General features: G+C 68.2%; 20 protein-coding genes and 1 pseudogene. 16 read left to right on the plus strand and 5 right to left on the minus strand.

All coding sequences use genetic code 11. The features are described from left to right. The first annotated feature begins 10 nt into the window (after positions 1-10). Entirely contained in the window at positions 11-568 is a 558-nt protein-coding gene (locus ACZ7L1_RS02730; protein WP_471434211.1) for a flavoprotein, read from the plus strand. Positions 569-764: 196 nt separating this feature from the next. Here the strand turns inward: ACZ7L1_RS02730 and ACZ7L1_RS02735 are convergent, their stop codons facing one another. Then, positions 765-1,160: a GntR family transcriptional regulator gene (locus ACZ7L1_RS02735; protein ID WP_471433600.1), complete on the minus strand. Its 396-nt coding sequence runs from the start codon at positions 1,158-1,160 to the stop codon at positions 765-767. Between the two features lie 632 nt (positions 1,161-1,792). On the opposite strand from ACZ7L1_RS02735, the gene ACZ7L1_RS02740 reads away from it, so the two are divergent. The 8 genes and pseudogenes from ACZ7L1_RS02740 (at position 1,793) to ACZ7L1_RS02775 (ending at position 6,944) form a co-directional block, all read left to right on the plus strand. Then, positions 1,793-1,969, plus strand: coding sequence for a hypothetical protein (locus ACZ7L1_RS02740; RefSeq protein ID WP_471433602.1), 177 nt, complete (start codon positions 1,793-1,795; stop codon positions 1,967-1,969). 109 nt (positions 1,970-2,078) lie between these two features. Next, positions 2,079-2,339: pseudogene (locus ACZ7L1_RS02745) on the plus strand (DUF6284 family protein); the annotation flags it as partial. An 18-nt stretch (positions 2,340-2,357) separates the two neighbouring features. Further along, positions 2,358-3,215: a protein spdB gene (locus ACZ7L1_RS02750; protein WP_471434213.1), complete on the plus strand. Its 858-nt coding sequence runs from the start codon at positions 2,358-2,360 to the stop codon at positions 3,213-3,215. Beyond that, positions 3,215-3,553, plus strand: coding sequence for an RRQRL motif-containing zinc-binding protein (locus ACZ7L1_RS02755; RefSeq protein WP_471434215.1), 339 nt, complete (start codon positions 3,215-3,217; stop codon positions 3,551-3,553). The genes ACZ7L1_RS02750 and ACZ7L1_RS02755 overlap by 1 nt, the downstream gene beginning before the upstream one ends. A gap of 89 nt (positions 3,554-3,642) precedes the next feature. Beyond that, positions 3,643-5,850: a cell division protein FtsK gene (locus ACZ7L1_RS02760; RefSeq protein WP_471433604.1), complete on the plus strand. Its 2,208-nt coding sequence runs from the start codon at positions 3,643-3,645 to the stop codon at positions 5,848-5,850. A gap of 141 nt (positions 5,851-5,991) precedes the next feature. Beyond that, on the plus strand, positions 5,992-6,270 hold the full coding sequence (locus ACZ7L1_RS02765) for a hypothetical protein (protein ID WP_471433606.1): 279 nt from the start codon (positions 5,992-5,994) through the stop codon (positions 6,268-6,270). Beyond that, a complete protein-coding gene (locus ACZ7L1_RS02770) occupies positions 6,267-6,461 on the plus strand; it encodes a hypothetical protein (protein ID WP_471433607.1) in 195 nt (64 codons plus the stop codon). The genes ACZ7L1_RS02765 and ACZ7L1_RS02770 overlap by 4 nt, the downstream gene beginning before the upstream one ends. A 15-nt stretch (positions 6,462-6,476) precedes the next feature. Continuing rightward, positions 6,477-6,944, plus strand: a complete 468-nt coding sequence (locus ACZ7L1_RS02775; RefSeq protein WP_471433609.1) for a hypothetical protein — start codon at positions 6,477-6,479, stop codon at positions 6,942-6,944. 4 nt (positions 6,945-6,948) lie between these two features. Here the strand turns inward: ACZ7L1_RS02775 and ACZ7L1_RS02780 are convergent, their stop codons facing one another. After that, complete coding sequence (locus tag ACZ7L1_RS02780; RefSeq protein ID WP_471433611.1) at positions 6,949-7,884, minus strand: HNH endonuclease; 936 nt, start codon at positions 7,882-7,884, stop codon at positions 6,949-6,951. Between the two features lie 103 nt (positions 7,885-7,987). Here ACZ7L1_RS02780 and ACZ7L1_RS02785 point away from each other — a divergent pair, with 103 nt between their 5' ends. The 6 genes from ACZ7L1_RS02785 (at position 7,988) to ACZ7L1_RS02810 (ending at position 15,007) form a co-directional block, all read left to right on the plus strand. After that, positions 7,988-9,148, plus strand: a complete 1,161-nt coding sequence (locus tag ACZ7L1_RS02785) for a DNA cytosine methyltransferase (protein ID WP_471433613.1) — start codon at positions 7,988-7,990, stop codon at positions 9,146-9,148. Then, positions 9,145-9,993 (plus strand): bifunctional DNA primase/polymerase, encoded by an 849-nt coding sequence (locus ACZ7L1_RS02790; RefSeq protein ID WP_471433615.1) that lies wholly within the window; start codon positions 9,145-9,147, stop codon positions 9,991-9,993. The genes ACZ7L1_RS02785 and ACZ7L1_RS02790 overlap by 4 nt, the downstream gene beginning before the upstream one ends. Before the next feature lie 2 nt (positions 9,994-9,995). After that, positions 9,996-11,474 (plus strand): ATP-binding protein, encoded by a 1,479-nt coding sequence (locus ACZ7L1_RS02795; protein WP_471433616.1) that lies wholly within the window; start codon positions 9,996-9,998, stop codon positions 11,472-11,474. Between the two features lie 442 nt (positions 11,475-11,916). Beyond that, complete coding sequence (locus ACZ7L1_RS02800; protein ID WP_471433618.1) at positions 11,917-12,156, plus strand: helix-turn-helix domain-containing protein; 240 nt, start codon at positions 11,917-11,919, stop codon at positions 12,154-12,156. 74 nt (positions 12,157-12,230) lie between these two features. Further along, complete coding sequence (locus ACZ7L1_RS02805; RefSeq protein ID WP_471433620.1) at positions 12,231-13,496, plus strand: tyrosine-type recombinase/integrase; 1,266 nt, start codon at positions 12,231-12,233, stop codon at positions 13,494-13,496. Positions 13,497-14,386: 890 nt separating this feature from the next. Next, positions 14,387-15,007 carry a hypothetical protein gene (locus ACZ7L1_RS02810; RefSeq protein ID WP_471433622.1) on the plus strand — a complete coding sequence of 207 codons (621 nt, stop codon included), beginning with the start codon at positions 14,387-14,389 and terminating at the stop codon, positions 15,005-15,007. A gap of 171 nt (positions 15,008-15,178) precedes the next feature. Here the strand turns inward: ACZ7L1_RS02810 and glnA are convergent, their stop codons facing one another. After that, positions 15,179-16,588 carry a type I glutamate--ammonia ligase gene (gene glnA, locus ACZ7L1_RS02815; protein WP_471433624.1) on the minus strand — a complete coding sequence of 470 codons (1,410 nt, stop codon included), beginning with the start codon at positions 16,586-16,588 and terminating at the stop codon, positions 15,179-15,181. Positions 16,589-16,785: 197 nt separating this feature from the next. Here glnA and ACZ7L1_RS02820 point away from each other — a divergent pair, with 197 nt between their 5' ends. After that, positions 16,786-17,253, plus strand: a complete 468-nt coding sequence (locus ACZ7L1_RS02820) for an RDD family protein (protein ID WP_471433626.1) — start codon at positions 16,786-16,788, stop codon at positions 17,251-17,253. Between the two features lie 84 nt (positions 17,254-17,337). Here ACZ7L1_RS02820 and ACZ7L1_RS02825 read toward each other — a convergent pair whose 3' ends face one another. Together ACZ7L1_RS02825 and ACZ7L1_RS02830 are read right to left on the minus strand one after the other, a co-directional pair. After that, entirely contained in the window at positions 17,338-18,039 is a 702-nt protein-coding gene (locus ACZ7L1_RS02825; protein WP_471433628.1) for a DUF4191 domain-containing protein, read from the minus strand. 198 nt (positions 18,040-18,237) lie between these two features. Further along, the gene (locus ACZ7L1_RS02830; RefSeq protein WP_446790043.1) at positions 18,238-18,435 is read right to left on the minus strand and encodes an SCO2195 family GlnR-regulated protein; all 198 of its coding nucleotides are present in this window, start codon (positions 18,433-18,435) and stop codon (positions 18,238-18,240) included. Positions 18,436-18,691: the final 256 nt, after the last annotated feature.

An 18,691-nucleotide genomic window follows, 5' to 3' on the forward strand; every position in this document is an offset into this window, starting at 1 on the left:
CAAGCGCAGGGTGCTGGGAGTCGTCGGGTCGGCGGCTGGGGGCGTAGAGGCGCTGCGCACTGGCCTTGTCGAGCCTGCGATGGACCGCGGATGGCAGGTGGCTGTCACCCTGACTCCGACCGCTGGTAAGTGGCTGCGGATGAGCGGGGAAGTTGAGCGGCTAGAGAAGCTGACCGGTCTTCCCGTGCGTGACGAGCCGCGCCTTCCCGGCGAGGCTCGACCGCATCCGCCGGTTGACTGCTACGTGGTCGCCCCCGCGTCGGCCAACATGGTGGCAAAGCTTGCGACCGGAGTGATGGACAACCAGGCGCTCACCCAGGTGGGCGAGGCTATCGGCACGCTCGGCTTGCCGGTCGTCGTCTTCCCGCGCGTGAACGCGGCGCACGCTCGACACCCGGCCTGGCAGCACCACATCGAGACCCTTCGGGCGGGAGGCGTGCACGTTGTGTACGGACCGGATGTGTGGCCGTTGTACGAACCTCGGGAAGCGCCGGCGGGGCGTGAACTCCCGTGGACGGCGGTGCTCGATGCTGTGGAGGCGGCAATGACGACCCGTCAACCGTCCTGACCTGCAAGAAAGAGGGACCCGGACAGTCTGTCCGGGTCCCTCTTCGCTTCTGGCTACATGCTGATTGCCATGCCAGGGATCAATGAGCGAGGCAGTGGGCTGGAAGGTCTGACGCCTGCCGAACTCGCGTGGTTACAAGCGAGTTTGAGTGAGGCCCGCGCCAAGATCGAGCACCTGCTGAGGCGCGCGGACGAACTCACGGCGAAGGTGGAGTCCCGCCACCTACAAGCCGCTCAAGGCGATCAAGCCGCTCCCCGAGCACTCGGAGAGCGTCATGGATCGTGCTCAGCTCCGTCGCCAACGCGGTGAACGTCGGACTGCTGCCCGGCTCGCTGCCGAGGGGCGTTGAGGGGTCTCGGACGAACGTCCCACGACCCTGCTGCGTGAGAACCAACCCCTCGTCGCGGAGCTGACCGTACGCGCTCTGAACGGTCATGAGCTGCACGCCAAGCGTCTTGGCGAGCGTGCGAGCGGCCGGGAGGCGGTCTCCGGGCTCGTACTCGCGGTCGGGGCCCGTGATCTTCTCGCGAAACTCCGCCGCGATCTGCTTGGCCGTGGGCGATGCCTTGGGCGCTTCGGCGCTCTGGTCCATGGCTTCGAGAGTACCGGGACCTAGGTCAATCTCTGATCCTTCGGCAGATCCGCTTGACAGCCAGATTGACCTAGGTCAATCTGAACTTACGACGCCCGGAGGGCTCCGAAAGGGGCTCGAAGGAAGCGCCCGTTACTTGAGAACTGAACAGCGTGCCAAGTCGATGGGGTGAGATTCCCCGTCCCCGTAGCGGCTGGGTGAATGCCGCCGGCGGCCCCTTCGAGGCGGGTGAACCTATCCCGCCCTGCGTGCCAGCTCTGGAGGACAGCCTTGGGGATCATCCCTTCATTTCTGGAGGTCAACCCCTCAGGCGCCACCTGGTGCGCGCCGCCCTGCTGGCGTCAGAGCAGTGACGATGACGCGCCCGACTTTCCCGGCTCGGGACCGGTGCACCGTGGCAACGGCGCACCGGTGAAGCCGTGTCCCTGCGATCTGCGGGAGGTCGGTGTGAACCGACGACATACCAGGGCGCCGCCGGGATGGACCGGCCGGTGGCGCCAGCGCCTTCACGGTCCGCCCCTCCGGACCGCAGCGCCTCGCGCCGCGGTCGGCTGCCTCCCCCGTCCGTCCGGTCCCGCGCTTCGCGCGGCGGCCGTACGGGCGGGGGTGCGGGGAGTCGAGAGGAGGAGACCATGCGCAAGATCACCAGCCCGAAGCACCCGAACGCCGACCAGGTCGGCACGGAGGTGCAGTACCAGGGCGAGCGGCACCGCATCACGGACGTGGGCGGGGGTTGCTTCACGCTCGTACGCCTTCGCGACGGCCACGCCCGAAACGTGCAGATCGCCGAGGTCAACGGCCGCCGCTAGGGCGGCACGTCCCCGCATCACGCGGGATCACCTTCAACGGCAAGCGGCGCCCGGGGGGCCACCCGGGCGCCGCGCGGGCCGTTCCACTGCTGAGAGGAACCACGACCCAATGAGCCACATCGTCACTGTTCAGGACGTTGTTACCGCGTTCGCCGACTGGATGGAACCGACGGACGCGGAGCTGTACGCCATCGACGCCGAGATGCCCGTCATCCTCGCGGACGTCGACCTGATCGACGCGCAGATCATCACCCTGGACCGCACTCCGACCGAGCTGGACACCCAGCGCATCCGCCGCGCCCGGCGCCGCCTGCTCACCGCCCGCCGGGACTTGACCAACCGCACGGCCAGCGCGAGCCAGCCGGGGGGGTGCCGCGTGAGTGCCAAGATGAGCGCGAAGACCGTGGTGCCTGCCGTCGCAATGACGGCCGTGTCCATGGTCCTCACACTGGCCGTGGTCGTGATTTGGCTGGGCACGGCAGTGCCGTGGCCCGTCGCACTGGTCGTCGGTCTCGGCATCGACGGCGGATGGCTGGCCACTCTCGCCTACGAACGCCGCCTCGCGGCGCAGGGCGACCACAGCAACGCGGTCACGGCCGTCGGCTGGTCCTTCGGCCTGATCGCCGCCGGGGTTCTGGTCGCGCATGCGCTCACCGCTGAGGGCTCCGCGCGCGCCGCGTGGCTAGCCGTGGCGTGGCTTCCGGTCGCGGCCAAGGCTCTGTGGCTGGTCCATGGGCTGTGGGAGCGGACCGCGCTGACCCCGGCCGCGCTGGACGCCATCCGCGGTATCCGGCAGGAGGCCCGGGACGAAGCGGCCGTGGCCCGTGCCCGACTCCGGGCCGAAGCCGCCACCGAGGAGACCCGGCTGACGGCCGTGACGCAGGCCGGAGCCCGTGTCGCACGCGTACAGGCCAAGACCGCTCAGACCCTCTCGCGCGCGTGGTCGACGCTGGAGACGGCCCGGTCCGGTGAGGACACCGGCAGGGCGCTGACCAGCGTGACGAACCGCGTCACGCCCGACGTCACGCCCCGCTGGGAACTGCCCGTGTGGGGACCCACGGAGCCGGTTGCGGCCCTGGACGCGGGGCCCGCGCTCACCGACGCGGAGCTTGACGCGCTGGTGGACGAGATCCGCCACAGCGAGACCCCTGCCCTGTCCTACCGGGAGATGGCCGCCCGCTTCCGGGCGGCCGGCCACTCCGCCTCCGAAGTCCGCCTCCGGGCCGCGTGGAAGCGCGTCGCGTGATGGGGACGCTGCCGGGGTTCCGGTGGCGCCTCGCCCCGGACGGATACGCCACCCGCCGACAGCTCCGGGCGCGCGGTCTGCGCCCCGGCGGTCAGGACGTGGCCGCTCAGCTCGAACGGCCGCGCCGCCGCCGTGGGCCGCTGGTCGCCTACCTCTACCGCATCGACCTGGCCCAACCGGTCCGACCGATGACGGACGCCAAATGGCGCGCGCTCGCCAAAGCCAACGCCGCTCGCCGCACCTGCCCCGAGTGCCATCAGGACGCCGGATACGTCATCCCGCCCTCACTCGGCATGTGCGCCACCTGCGCTCACCACCAGGAACAGCGCGCTGCCTGACATCCCCGATTACCCCGGCGGGGCCCGTCCGCTCACCTCCTACAGCGCCGGGCAGGCCCCGCCCTTCCTCCCACTGGAAGGAACCTTCAGTGAAGCACCCCGACGATGAGAACGAGCTGTTCAACCGACTGGAAGCCGAGATGGCCACCGATGTCCACCCCGACTCCGGGGCGGAAGTAGTCGACCTGGACAAGGCGCGGTCGGCCCGTAGCGGGTCGGCCGACTCCGACGCCGGACGGTCGGGCGAGGAGTCGGGCGACCCGACCGCCCGTGTGATGGTCGACCAGTCGGTCCCGGTCGCGACCGGTCCGGGCTACCTCGGTCGGCTCCAAGGCGCCGCACGGCGCCCGGTCCTTCCGGTGTGGCTGCGCTCGCTCGCGGAGCTGCGGACCGCGTCCGCGTGGGTGGCGCGCCACTACGCGCACGCCGCCGGGTACCACGCGCTGCGCTCCCCTGTCTACGCCGCCCGGCTCGCCCTTCAGGCGCCGTCCGGTGCCGCGAAGTTCGTCGGCGGCACGGTGCGGTGGGTGACCGACGCCGAGGGGGCGCCGGTGCGCCGCGCGGTGGTGGAGCGGGAAGACGCGGCGATGTACCTGAAGCTGTCGCACAAGCGCGACCACCGCGTCCGGCTGCGCACGCTGGTCGCGGTGCTGGCGATGTTCGTCGGGCTCGGGTCGGCACTGGCCATCTACGTCCTGGCCCCCGACTGGCTTCAGGCCCTCTCCGTCAGCGCGGTCGTGCTCGCCCTCGGCTACGCCGGCCGCAAGGCCGATGCCCCGGTCATCCACCGGGCGGTGGAACTGCCCAAGGCGACCAAGCTGACCAGCGATATCGTGCTCCGCGCGCTCGGCTCGCTGGGTATCCCGGCGATCAATCAGGCGCAGGGCAAGGGGCGGGACGGGTTCGAGTTCACCGCCCCGATCACCCGCGACGGCCCCGGATGGCGCGCGGAGGGCAACCTCCCCTACGGCGTCACGGTGACCGACATCATCGAGCGCCGGGAACGGCTCGCGTCCGGCCTGCGCCGCCCGCTGGGGTGCGTGTGGCCCGAAGCCGTGCCCGACGAGCACACCGGGCACCTGGTGCTGTGGGTGGGCGACCAGGACATGAACAAGGCCAAGAAGCCCGCATGGCCGCTGGCCAAGTCCGGCACGGTCGACCTGTTCAAGCCCGTCGCGTTCGGCACCGACCAGCGCGGACGCTGGGTGGAGATCACGCTCATGTACATCGCGGGCGTCATCGGCGCCATCCCGCGCATGGGCAAGACCTTCCTCCTGCGCCTGCTGCTGCTCATCGCCGCCCTCGACCCCCGGGCGGAGGTGCACAGCTACGACATGAAGGGAACCGGCGACCTTGACCCGGTCGGCAACGCCGTCGCCCACCGGCACGCCGCCGGCGACGACGACGAGTCGATCCTGTACGCGCTCGCCGACTTCCGCGCCTTGCGCGAAGAACTGCGCCGCCGCGTCAAGGTCATCCGGTCCCTGCCCCGCGACATCTGCCCCGAGAACAAGGTGACCAGCCAGCTCGCCGACAAGCGCTCCCTCGGTCTGCACCCCATCGTGGTCGGCGTCGACGAGTGCCAAGTGCTGTTCGAGCACGCCGACCACGGCAAGGAGTTCGAGGAGATCATCACGGACCTGGTCAAGCGCGGTCCCGCCACCGGGATCGTGGTCCTACTGGCCACCCAGCGCCCGGACGCCAAGTCCCTGCCCACCGGAATCAGCGCGAACGCGTCGGCCCGCTGGTGCCTGAAGGTCATGGGCCAGACCGAGAACGACATGGTCCTCGGCACCTCCGCCTACAAGCGCGGCGTCCGCGCCACGATGTTCGCCTGGGGCGACAAGGGCATTCACTACTTCGTCGGTGAAGGCGCCGATGCCCGCATCGTCTCCTCCGTCTACGTCGACGCCCCCGGCGCCGACGCGATCGCCGCCCGCGCCCGCAAGGCCCGCGAGAAGGCCGGGCTGTTGTCCGGCTACGCGCTCGGGGAGACTCCCGAGCAGGTCACGGGCCCGTCGTATGACCTGCTCGCCGACATCGCCGCCGTCGTGGCCGAGTCGGAGGAGCGGGTGTGGAACGAGCGGATCGCGGCCCGCCTCGCCGAACTGCGCCCGGACGTCTACGGCGGCTGGAGGGGCGAGAACGTCACGTCCGCGCTCAAGCCTCACGGCATCAAGACCCGCGACGTGGCCGGGACGACCGACGAGGGCAACCGCACCACCCGCCGGGGCATCGTCCGCGCCGACCTCATGAAGGCGGTCGCGGAGCGTAACGAAAATCCTGGCGCCGCATAGCCCCGGAAGGGTGCTACCGGTAGCACCCACACCTGCTACCGGTAGCACCCCCGCTAGCGACCCAAATACGCCCCCATCTGCGCACTAGCGCATAGCACTCCACCAGCGGAAACCCCTGGAAACCTGCCCGGAGGGCTCTTCATGACCCCCGTTCTCGCCGCTATCGCCAGCCTGATAGTCGTCACTATCGGTTACGTCGGGCTGTGTGCGGTCTCGCCGTTCGGCAACTGCCGCAAGTGCCGCGGCATGGGCCACGCACTCAAGACCGACCGCAAGGGACGACCCAAGCGCGGCAAGGACTGCCACCGCTGCCACGCCACCGGCAAGCGCATACGCATCGGCCGCTGGCTCTACAACCGATGGCTGCGCACCTACCGCGCCAGCAGCGAGCGGCCCCGCTCGCAGGAGGCGGCCCGATGACCGTGACCGTCTCCGCCGTCCTGCTGTTCGGCATCGCCGCCCTGGTCGCCATCAAGACCAAATCGACCGGCGCAGGCGCCGCCGTCCTGGTGTTCCTGTTCGGGTTCTACGCCGCCACCACCGGCGCCGCAGGCCCCATCCGCGACCTGGTCCGCGCCTTCGCCCACTTCCTCGCATCCCTCGGCACCTGACAAGGAGGCTCCGTCATGCACGAGCCCATCACGCCCCACCACCGCCGCCGTGACGCGGCGGCCGTGGAAGTCCACCAGCCCACGCCGCTCGCCCCACTGACCCACACTGCGCCACTCGTGCCCGTACAGCCCAGCATGCTGCCGACGGTGGCGAGCGTGGTCCTGCCGGACGGCCGCGTCGTCACCGGCTACACCCTCGACCCCGCCAAGCCTGAACCCGTCGCGACCAAACCGGCTGTCTCCCGCACGGCCGTGAACATCGCCCTCGGGGGCATCGGGTTCGGCGCGGTGTGCGGCGGGCTGGTCCTGCTGACCACGTTCATCGCCACGCTCGCCGCCTTCGTCCACCAGCTCGTCATCCTCGCCGCCGTCATCTTCGGCGGCTGGATCGCCGTTCAGGTCTTCACCGCGAGCGGCCACCGCGGCGGCACCACGGTCAACATCCGCAAAGCCATCTTCAAGCGCAACCACTTCCACGGCTAGGCCGTTACACAGCGGCACGCTTGCTGAGCCAGTGGGCTTCGAGCCATACACGATGCTCGGGCCGCAGTTGCACGGCCAATGGCTGACCGTGGAGCTGCGCGTAGAGCGGATAGACGCGAAGGCTTGGAGCTACATCGATCAGCCCGGTTCCCGGTTCCACGGCGATCTGGCCGAGGTCGAAGAGCCTGTGGATGTCCCGCCGCAACAGCAGGCCGCCGTAGTCGTGGTGCTCGCCGGATTCCGCATAGCTGTAGAGGTGAGCAGCCTCAAGCACAGCTTCGGGAGCCGGACCGGTCATAGCGCACTGTTCTCCCTGCTCATTCAATAGACGGTGACGGAACGCGCCCTGTCCCACACGTACCCGAACTTTGGAGACCTTGTGGCCCCCGGGGAGAGGAACCCGCTCTTCGTCTTCCAGCTCCAGCGGCAGTTCCTCGCCGGCGAGTTCGAAAAGGGCGTCGCGCAGCTTCTCCCATCGAAGGGGCCGGATGCTCAGCTGGGAAGAAGGCGAGTCACACAGAGTACGGAGTTCATCACCGGTCAGCAGGCCTTGGCCCCTGACCCAGCTCCTGCCGTGGTGTGACCGGTAGGTCGTCACGGTCTTCGTCTTCTGCTCCGGGGTGTCGAACAGGGCTTCGCATTGATAGCACCGGTATGCCGGTGTCAGTCGACGGCGACGCTTGAAACCGGCCCGCTTGCACTCGGGACAGAAATAGATCGTCTTCTCTTCGTTTCCGTTGTCGATGTCGTGGATGACTGAGACGCCGATCAGCTCTTTGCTGTCCCATAGCGCGATTACGTCACCTACTGCCACACGAGCGTGGTTGGGAACGGTGCTGTCCCAGGTGTAGTGGTAACGCGGGTTGTCGTCATACCCGTCGTTTCCTTCGTGCTGCCGCCGGTTATCGCCCACGGCCAGCATCAGCCAAGCATTCGTCACAGAGCCCTCCCCCAAGCGCACTTGCCGGGGCAGCCGCCCTCTCGCCAAAGACCGCGGCTGCCCCATGTCCAGCTCCCTTACGCAGAACTGGAGATCTCACAGCATGACTCAACCCACCGACATCCGGCGAGCCCCGGGTTCGCCCCCGACGATTCTGGCGCTGTGCGCCGGCTACGGCGGACTGGAAGCCGCGATCCGTGCCGGGCTCGGCGGCCAGGTCGCCGCGTACGCCGAGAATGACCCGTACGCCGCAGCCGTGTTCGCCGCCCACCACCCCGCGGCGCCCAACCTCGGGGACATCACCGCCCTGGACTGGGAACAGGTCCGCGACCTGTACCGGCCGGACGTGATTGGCGCCGGTTTCCCCTGCCGCAACATCTCCAACGCCGGACGAAGGGACGGGATCAATGGCCAGTGGTCGCGCGTGTGGAAAAACGTCGCTGAGGCTGTGGGCCACCTTCGACCGCGCATCATCTTCCTGGAAAACGTGGCGGCGCTCCGCTCGCGGGGGCTGGACGTCGTCGCCGCGGACCTGGCCGCGATCGGGTATGACGCGCGGTGGACATGTCTACGAGCTGGTGACCCCGAAGTCGGAGCCCCGCACCCGCGCGACCGCTGGTTCGCAATCGCCCATCCCGCTGATGCCGACCCCCACCACCTCGGACGGTACTGGCGGCCCCGGTACCTCCCCGAAACGGCGAGGCGGGATGAACCTGCGCACCGCCGTCACACGTCTGCCAGCACGGCCGGAAGCGTGAGCCTGCTGCCCACCCCGGCCGCGCGGGATTGGAAGTCGGGCGCCTCGAACCTGCTGAGCAGGAACGCACGGCCGTTGAACGAAGTGGTCGTCAACCTGCTGCCCACACCGAAGGCATCGGACGGGCCGCACGGCGGGCCGAACCAGCGCGACGCGTCCGGCAGGTACTACCTGCCCGGCCAAGCCGTACGGCTCGATGACCGGTGGGTGGCCAGTGACGGCACCGACTACGGGCCCGCCATCCGCCGCTGGGAGCGCATCACCGGACGCGCCGCGCCGTGGCCCACGGAACCTGGAACGCGCGGCAATCGCCGTCTGTCGCCCGTGTTCGTGGAATGGCTCATGGGCCTCCCGGCAGGGTGGGTCACCGCCGTTCCCGGCATCCCCCGCAAGGAACAGCTCAAGATCCTCGGTAACGGCGTCGTGCCCCGCCAAGCCCACCATGCCTACGGCCTGCTCTTGGGCGCGCACATCCCCGTACGACTCGATGGGAGGTCCGCAGCATGACCACCCATCCCAAGCACTTGTGCACCGCGTTGCACCTCGCTGCGGCCGGCGTCCCGGTGCTCCCCCTGCGGCACGGCAAGGTGCCGTTTGGGAACTGCCGCGCGTGCGCTGACAACGCGTGCGGCGGCCGGCCGAACATGAAGAGCGCGGGCCCCTGCCAGTGCCCCGCCCCCTGCCATGCATGGGCCGCCGCCACCGCCGACCCCCGCCTGATCACCTCCCCCGCGTGGACCCCGACATGGCGACAAGCCGTAGCCGTCGGCTACCACCCCGGCGGAGCCGGGCTGACCGTGGTCGACCTCGACAACGCGGCGTCCGTCGCATGGGCCCGCGCCACCCTGCCGGCAACCCGGGTCGTGCCGACGACGCGCGGCGAACACTGGATCTACCGAGGCACCATGCGCTCCGTGAACGCCGTCCGAGATGGCGTCGACATCAAGTCCACGATGGCCTACGCCCGGTGGCGCGGCCCCGGCACCGGCACCATCACGGCGTTGCCGGAGGTCGTGCGCGCGCTCGCCGTGCAGAAGCCCTCCACCGTCCGGCCGGCGCCGCAGGCCATCACCGTGCCCGCATCGGCCGGGGAGGGGGAGTGCCGTCACCGCACGCCCTCCTACCTGGAACGGGGCATCGCCATGGCCGAGCAGCGCATCACTGAGGCCCGCAGCGCGATTCATGCCACGGTCTACCGGACGTTCCTCGCCGTGCTGTCCACGCACGGCCGGTGCGGCTGCCTCACCGACGCCCACGTCGCCCGGCTGTTCACCGCCGCGCAGGCCAAGGGGGAATCGCCCCGGCACTGCACCGACGCATGGAACAACGCCCGCACGAGGTTGGAACTGTGACCATGTCCGACGACGAGAAGAACCCCGCCCGCGAGGTCATCACCGACTACGCGCAGGCGCACTTCCGGTACTTCCGCACCGCCGATGGGACCGTGTACGCGCAGAGGAACGGCCACCCCGTGGCCCGCCCTATGCGCTCCCAGGGCACGACCGGCAGCCACCGCCAGGAACTCATGGTCGGCCTGTTCAAGGACGGCCTGGGCGTGTTCAACGGGACCGCGCTCAAGGAGGCGTTGGACTTGATCGAAGCGCTCGCGCTGAGCGCGGACGTGCAGTCCGTCCACATCCGCGTCGCCCCCGGATTCGACGGGGCGACGTGGCTGGACCTGGGCCGCGACGACGGGCAGTCCGTCCGCATCCACGCCACCGGCTGGGACATCGCCGTTCCCGACCCGCGCGAGGTGTGCTGGCGCCGGACCCAACTCACGGGGGAACTGCCCCTGCCGGCCAAGGACACCAACGGCAAGGGCATCGACCTCCTGCTGCGCCTGTGCAACTTCGCCAACGCGGAGACCGAGTGCCTGGCTATCGCCTGGCTGATCGGCTGCCTGGAGCCGTCCGTGCCCGTCCCCGCTCCGTTCCTCACCGGTCCGCAGGGCGCTGGCAAGTCCACCGGCGGCCGGATGCTCGTGCGCGTCGTCGAGGGCATGAGTGGGGACCTGCGCCGCGCACCGAAGGACGAAGAGAACCTGACCACGACCGTCGCGGCCGGATGGGTCACCGCCCTGGACAACCTCTCCCACATGACCCCGGACCTGTCCGACGCCATGTGCCGCATCGTCACCGGCGCCGAGGACGTCAAACGCGCCCTGTTCACCGACGGGGACGTCTTCCGCATCGGCTACCGACGCCCCCTGCTCCTGACCGGCATCGACGTGGGCATCATCAAGCCCGACCTCGCCGAACGGCTCCTGCCCCTGCGGCTGGAGCGGCCCAAGGTCCGGCGCACGGAAGCGGAACTGTGGGCCGAGTACGCCGAGGCGCTGCCGGTCATCCTTGGGTCCCTGCTCGACCTCACGGTCAAGGTCCGCGCAGCACAGGCGGATATCCCGACGGACCTCCGCATGGCCGACTTCGCCCACCTGTGTGCTCAGCTCGATGCGGCGACCGGTCTGGGGGCGCTGGGCGCCTACCGGGCGAGCCTGGACGACCTCAACGACGACGTCATCGAGGGCGACCTGCTGGCGCAGACGGTGCTGAAGCACGCCGCAAGCATCGACCCGGGCACCGAGCAGCGGATGACGTCAGCCGAGTGGCTGCACTGCCTCACGGGCCTCTACAGCGGCGAGGAGAGCCGTCCCCTGCCCAAGGGGTGGCCGACTACGGGCAAGGTGCTCTCCGACCGTCTCAAGCGGCTTCAGCCCACCCTCGCCGCTCGGGGCGTCCTCATCGACTGGGGCCGTACCAAGACGTCCCGCTTCATCGAGATCGCGCGGCCGTCCTCCCCGCCGCCCCCGCACGAGCAGGCAGCGGCCTTCTGACCGCGCGGCACCACGACCACCGCACAAGCAAGAGGAGCACCCCCGCGCGGCGTGCTCCTCTTGCTGTTCGGCGGCGCCAGCCGCCCTGAGAGGTCGCGCCGCGAAGCGGCCCGTTCTTCACTCTCTGAGCCGCGCAACACAACAGACATCAGCCCTCTCTTGTCCGAAGTAGAGAGAGACTGCGTCACCTGCGTCAACCACACCCCGAAAACGGTCTATGACCTGCTGAAACGGCGGTGACGCAAACGGCCCATTTCTGCGTCACCCTGCGTCACCTGCGTCACCCGTTGACGAAGGTCTGCGTCACCGATGACGCACCCTCCAAGCCCTGCGTCACCTCGAAGCCGCAGGTCAGAAGCGTGAATGACGCAGATGACGCGGGTGACGCAGAAATCCCCACCTCGGACAGACGCGGCCATGCCCCTCCCCGCTTGGAGTCCTTATGGCAACGCCGACAGATTCCGATCCCCGCGCGACCCTCCGACGCGGCCTCCCGGACCGGTACCTCACCCCCGACGACATCGCCGACATGTTCGGCGTGCCGCTCGAAACCGTCTACCAGTGGCGCAGGAAGCGCACCGGACCGCCCGGCTTCCGTATCGGCAAGCACCTGCGCTACGACCCGGCTGACGTGCGCGCCTACGTCATGCAGCGCAAGAGCGCCGGCCAGGGCGCCGCCTAGCCAACCTAACCCAGAGAGCAGGGAGAGCCGCTGCGAGCGACTCTCCCTGCTGCATGTCGAGAGGACGTCCCCGAATGGCTGGCCACATCCAGGACCGTTGGTACAAGACCGAGACGGCACCCAATGGCAAGACGATCAGGGTGAAGACCGACCGATACGGGACCGGCTTGCGCTACCGGGCCCGCTACGTCGCCCCGGACGGGAGCGAACGCAGCAAGTCCTTCCCGGACAAGCAGAAGCGACTCGCAGAGGCGTGGCTGACGCAGATCGCGGCTGACATGACCCGTGGCCAGTATGTCGATCCGTCGGCCGGCAAGGTGACCTTCAAGGAGTTCGCCACTCAGTGGCTGGCATCCCAGACCACGGACCCTTCCACCATCGTGAACATGGAGCTGAGGTTCCGGCTGCACGCCTTCCCCTACATCGGCTCTCGCTCGCTGACCGCGTTCCAACCCGCCCATATCCGTACGTGGGCGCGAGCCCTCGCAGACTCCGGGATGGCAGCGTCCTATCAGCGGACGGTCTTTGCGAACGTCTCCGCTGTGTTCGGCGCCGCCGTGGACGACGGCATTCTGGCCCGGAACCCCTGCCGGGCAGGTTCCGTGCGAGCCCCCAAGCTGGATCGGCGGAAGGTCAAGCCGTGGACGCGTGACCGGGTGATCGCCGTCCGGGATGGACTCCCGAGCCAGTACGCGACGGTCGTCGACGTCGGCGCCGGGTGCGGTCTGCGGCAGGGCGAGATCTTCGGGCTTGCCGTCGACGAAGTCGACTTCGTCGAAGGAGTGGTGCACGTCGTGCGGCAGGTCAAGCTGGTCGGCCCGCAGATGGTGTTCGCTCCGCCCAAGGGCGGCAAGCTGCGAGACGTGCCCCTGCCCAATGTGGTATCGGAAGCGCTCGCCGCTCACATCACCCGCCGGCCCCCTATCGACGTCACTCTGCCGTGGAAGACCCCGGACGGCCCGCCCGTCACCGCGAAATTGCTGTTCTACTCGCGGGAGCGTAAGGCGCTGAACAGGAACTACTTCAACATGTACCTGTGGAAGCCCGCCCTGATCGCTGCTGGGGTCATCCCGGACCGGGCGCCGGGGGGACGGTTCAAGCCGTCGCGTGAGCACGGCATGCACGCCTTGCGGCACTACTACGCGTCGGTGCTGCTGGACTCCGGGGAGAACATCAAGGCCCTGGCCGAGTACCTCGGTCATTCCGATCCGGGATTCACGCTCCGGACGTACACGCACCTCATGCCGAACAGCCAGGATCGGGCTCGCCGAGCCATTGACGCCGCATTCGGCGCGCCCGACGCGGACGACGGCCCTCGTGAGGGCGATGTGCTGTCCTGAGCGGCGGCGGGCCGGAAACAGGCCGTCGGCCGTGCCCTTCCACGCAGGGGGAGCATCGTCGACGGCCCACAGGAGCGAGTCATCGTTCTTACGGCAGGAGGCGCGGCTTGACTTGCCTGCGGCTTGAAGGCCTCTAGCGGCCGATAGAGCGAGGGCGATTGTGTTGGTAGTCGATTACTGGATGGTCGTGTTCCCATGTCAAGTTGAACTCGCTTGGATCCTTCCCAGAGCTGCAGAGCGCCCACCCAAGGTCTACAGACGCCTTCGAGATATCAGATAGGGTTGGTGGCGGAAGAGAGGCCTCGGCTGCCCTTTGGAGGGTGCTTTCCAGGCGCGCTGCACACTGGTCGAGGTTGGGCGTATCTATGCTAACGCCCGCGATTTGAACCTTATCGATTCGTTCGATGTAGTGCCTTACGGCCGAGCTTGCGCACAGGGCTAGCACAATCACGGAGATGACGACGGCTGCTGGCCAGGCAACTTTCCCCGCCACGTCTGCTGAGTCCGCTATTAGCATGTCTCTAGGGTCAAACGCTGGTCGAGTCCCGGCAAGTCGACTAGCTCAGATGGGTGACCTGGCCCGACTTCCGCCGGGGCCATGGTCGGCTGATCTCCGCGTCCCAGCTCTTCCAGCCTCAACCGCACCTAGGAATGGGGCGGCGTCACCGCTCTAGGGCTGCTCCATATGGCGGGGAGTCGCCATCCGATCGCGTGATTTGCGCAAGGCATACGGCTATACGCCTTGGAAGGGTCCCAGGTCTGGGGAGCATTGCAGTCCGGTACAGGGCCGTCATGACGCGGAAGGTGTGAGTTCGGCCACGAGTGTAGATCGGGCAATGATGGTTTGGTAGTTCCCTCCGCATCTATGGCAAGGTGGCAAGGAATGCACGGTGGGTGACCGCATGGAAGATTTCGGACAAGGTTTTCCAGCGCAGTACGAGGTCAGAAATTTCCGCCTCACTGCCTTCCGGCATCCCTCTGAGCTAGATCAGTGGGTCAGATTTTTCATCCATCTCGATGAAATTTACGTCAACGTATTCTTGTTGCTGGCCATCGAGAATTCTCTCGAAACTGCAAGCGTGGACCTCGACGCCATCGTCGAGAAGATTGAATCAAAGGCTGTTCGGGTACCGCGGCCCCCAATTTACCGCCTTGAGACGCATTCGCTCATTATGGAATTTTTGAGCGCCTTCGACTCTTATTATGTAGATGCGGGCAAGGCTCTCCTGGGATTCTATGCCGCGCTGAAATCTGGTCCAGCTCTTGCTGCGCTTATCCCTAAGACCAAGCGTCTTATTGCACAAGAGAATGCGCGCCGCGCCGAAGCTGATGCTGAAGCGGCTGAGGCTGCGGTCAGGGCGGCAGAAGCTGAAACCAAGAAGGTGATGGCCCGGTTTGCTCTGGAGCAGATCGAACTCAGGCGAAGCGAATTGCAGAACATCACCGCAGGTCCGCTTGATGTGGACCATGAGTATTCCGACTATGAGGAGAGTGAGGAAGGTGACAGCTAAGATTCGGCGCACCCGACGTGGAAGGCGGCCCTTGTGAGGGCGACGTGCTGCCCTAAGCGGCGGCCGGGCCGGAAATAGGCCGTCGGCCGTGCCCTTCCAGACAGGAAGAACACGGCCGACGGCCCACATACGGCCCAGGGGAGCGGTTACCCGCTCTGACCTGGGGCGATATCACACGTCGAAGTAGAGCTCGAACTCGTGCGGGTGCGGACGCAGCTGGAGCGGGGCGATCTCGTTCGTGCGCTTGAAGTCGATCCACGTCTCGATCAGGTCGGACGTGAAGACGTCGCCCTGGAGGAGGAACTCGTGGTCGGCCTCGAGAGAGTCGAGAACGGCCGACAGCGAGGTCGGGACCTGCGGGACGTTCGCGTGCTCCTCGGGAGCCAGCTCGTACAGGTCCTTGTCGATCGGCTCGGCCGGCTCGATCTTGTTCTTGATGCCGTCCAGACCGGCCAGCAGCAGCGCCGAGAAGGCCAGGTACGGGTTGCCGGAGGAGTCCGGGGCGCGGAACTCGACGCGCTTGGCCTTCGGGTTCGAGCCGGTGATCGGGATGCGCATCGCGGCGGAGCGGTTGCGCTGCGAGTACACCAGGTTCACCGGGGCCTCGAAGCCCGGTACCAGGCGGTGGTACGAGTTCACCGTCGGGTTGGTGAAGGCCAGCAGCGACGGGGCGTGCTTGAGGATGCCGCCGATGTAGTAACGGGCGGTGTCCGACAGGCCCGCGTAACCGGCCTCGTCGTAGAACAGCGGGTCACCGTTGCTCCACAGCGACTGGTGCACGTGCATGCCCGAGCCGTTGTCACCGAAGATCGGCTTCGGCATGAAGGTCGCCGTCTTGCCGTTGCGCCAGGCGACGTTCTTCACGATGTACTTGAACAGCTGCAGGTCGTCCGCGGCCGAGAGCAGCGTGTTGAACTTGTAGTTGATCTCGGCCTGGCCGGCGGTGCCCACCTCGTGGTGCTGGCGCTCGACCTTCAGACCGGCCTTCTCCAGCTCCAGGGAGATCTCGGCGCGCAGGTCGGCGAAGTGGTCGACCGGCGGGACCGGGAAGTAGCCGCCCTTGTAGCGGACCTTGTAACCACGGTTGTCCTCGAGGGCGCCGGTGTTCCAGGCACCCGCCTCGGAGTCGATGTGGTAGAAGGACTCGTTCGCGCTGGTGGCGAAGCGGACGCTGTCGAAGACGTAGAACTCGGCCTCGGGACCGAAGTACGCCGTGTCGGCGATCCCGGTGGAGGCGAGGTAGGCCTCGGCCTTCTTCGCCACGTTCCGCGGGTCACGGGAGTACTGCTCGCCCGTGATCGGGTCGTGGATGAAGAAGTTGATGTTGAGCGTCTTGTCCCGGCGGAACGGGTCGACGCGAGCGGTCGACAGGTCGGCGCGCAGCGCCATGTCGGACTCGTGAATGGCCTGGAAGCCACGGATCGAGGATCCGTCGAAGGCGAGCTCGTCGTCCGGGTCGAACGCCTCGACCGGCACCGTGAAGTGCTGCATCACGCCCGGCAGGTCGCAGAAGCGGACGTCGATGAACTTGACGTCCTCGTCCGCGATGAACTTCTTGGCCTCGTCGGCGTTCTGGAACATCCAGCTCCTCCTACTCCCGACCGTCCGTGCCGGGGTGGTAGTTCGTTCGTGCGGCCAGTGCGGTGGCACACGCTGCAGCCGACCATAGGGACGGGCGGTTTCTCAGGCGTGACCCATTTGTTTCTCCCAGGTTAACCAGCTCGCGCCTCCGTGACCCGGCCCCCGGGCCGCCGAATCGGGAGCGATACCGTGGACGGGTGGACAACAGGCAAGCAATCGGCTCGTGGCTCTCCGGTCCCCGCGCGGCCATGGAAGAAGCCGGGGCGGACCTCGGATACCGCGGAGAGCAGCTCGGTCTGCCGGAGCAGGGGCCGGGCTCGATCGCCCGCCCGGGCAGGCGCCTCGGCGCCCTCGCCGTCGACTGGGGCCTGTGCGTCTTGATCGCATACGGTTTGATCACCCACGGCTACGAGCCGGCCACGAGCAACTGGGCGCTGCTCGTCTTCTTCGTGCTCGGCGTCCTCACGGTCGGCACGATCGGCTTCACCCCCGGCAAGCGCCTCTTCGGGCTGCGGGTGGTGGCCCTGGGCACGGGCCGGGTCTCGCCCCTGCGCGCGGTGCTGCGCACGCTGCTGCTGTGCCTGGCCGTTCCGCCGCTGGTCTGGGACCGGGACGGCAGGGGGCTGCACGACCGGATGGCGGGGACGGTCGAGGTCAGGCTCTGAGGTGTCTGCCGGCCCAGAACGCCGATCGGCCGTCCGAGACAGACGTCTCAGGACGGCCGATCGGAGCGGTCCGGGCTTGTCGGCTCATCGGCCCTTCGGGCCACCTCGCGGCATCCGCATCCCCTTCGGCAGGGGCCCCTTCGGCAGCGGCATGTTGCTCATCAGATCACCGAGGGCCCGCAGCCGGTCGTTCGTGGCGGTCACCTGGGGACCGGTGAGCACCCGCGGGAACTTCAGCATCGTCGTGCGCAGCTTCTTCAGTTCGACCTGACCCTCACCGGTGCCCACGACCAGGTCGTGCACCGGCACGTCCGCGACGATGCGCGCCATCTTCTTCTTCTCGGCGGCGAGCAGGCTCTTGACCCGGTTCGGGTTGCCCTCGGCGACCAGGACGATGCCGGCCTTGCCGACCGCGCGGTGCACCACGTCCTGGTTGCGGTTCATCGCGACCGCCGGGGTGGTGGTCCAGCCGCGGCCGATGTTGTCCAGGACCGCCGCTGCGGCGCCCGGCTGGCCCTCCATCTGGCCGAAGGCGGCGCGCTCGGCCCGGCGTCCGAAGACGATCGCCATCGCCAGGAAGGCGAGCAGGAGGCCCAGAATGCCGAGATAGATGGGGTGGCCGATCAAGAAACCGATCGCGAGGAAGACACCGAAGGTGATGATTCCGACAGCCGCGAGTACAAGACCGATCTTCGGATCGGCCTTGCGGGTCATCTTGTAGGTCAGGGCGATCTGCTTCAGTCGCCCGGCGTTCGCAGCGTCCGCTGCAGGTTCCTTCCTCGCCATGCCACGCAGTCTACGTGGCCCGGGAAGCGGCTACGACGGCAGTGCCGGGGTGGAGCGGTGCGGAGGGTGCGGAGCGGTGGGGACGCTCCGGTACGCCGGGGAGGCGGCGCGTGGCGGGCCCTGAGCGGGACGCGTGGCTGTCACGAGCAGCGGGACGCGCGGCTGCTACGAGCGGGACGCCGCTGCCTGGACCGGCTGTTACGAGCGGGACGCCGCGGCCTCGAGGACGCGCTCGGCCTCGACCCGGTCCTTGGCGCGGCGGCGGTCCTCCAGGACGGAGGTCCAGGCGTTGCGACGGGCGGTCCGCTGGCCGCTGCTCATCAGCAGCGACTCGATGGCACGGAGTGCATCGGTGAACGACGGGATCGCGTTGGCACGTACGGGTGCGGCCTGCATGGTGGAGGTTCCCCTCGGGTCGGCGGCTCGTGGCCTGGGTGCTACCGGGCGTAAAGCCAGGCTCACTGTTTGGTGTTACCAGGACGTGACCGACCGGTCAAACGCCAATGAAGCCTTGCTGCGCAACACGAAAAGCCGGACGCGGCCCGACCGTGCCCGCTAGCTGCGGGGACGGTCGGGCCGCTTCAATCGGCCACTACCCGGCGGTAGCCGCTTGTGTGCGGATTCACACACGGAAACTGGCACGGGGTGCCAG

The sequence above is a fragment of the Streptomyces sp. NPDC107546 genome, from assembly GCF_055639175.1.